This is a genomic window from Ammoniphilus sp. CFH 90114 (assembly GCF_004123195.1).
GTDB lineage: Bacteria > Bacillota > Bacilli > Aneurinibacillales > RAOX-1 > YIM-78166.
Map to the genome: position 1 here is coordinate 1 of NZ_SDLI01000079.1, position 312 is coordinate 312.

Annotated in this window: 1 protein-coding gene; it reads right to left on the reverse strand. The window is 37.5% G+C overall.

All coding sequences use genetic code 11. The features are described 5' to 3' along the window. Positions 1-13: 13 nt before the first annotated feature. Positions 14-151, reverse strand: a complete 138-nt coding sequence (locus EIZ39_RS27040; protein ID WP_164985363.1) for a hypothetical protein — start codon at positions 149-151, stop codon at positions 14-16. Positions 152-312 lie beyond the last annotated feature (161 nt).

Here is a 312-nt window from a genome sequence, read left to right on the forward strand (position 1 = left end):
AAAGTGTCCAAACTTAGGGGGCTAAGCCGTTAATACCTTGTATTTGTACATTGATTCCTTGTAAATCATGTTCCATACGAGATCTTATACCTTGTATATCTTCATCCATACGATCTAACTTAAGGACAATCTTTTGTAGCATTTCTTCCAATGATGTTCCCTCCTCTACACTCAAATTTTCATCACTTGCTTGACTTCCTAAATATCCTCTTCATTTTTATCCTAGTTCATCCACCCCCTTATACAAGCTATTTTATCATAGCTTGTCTGGGCAATAAAAGAGAAGAGAGTAGGGGTGGTCATCACTGATCC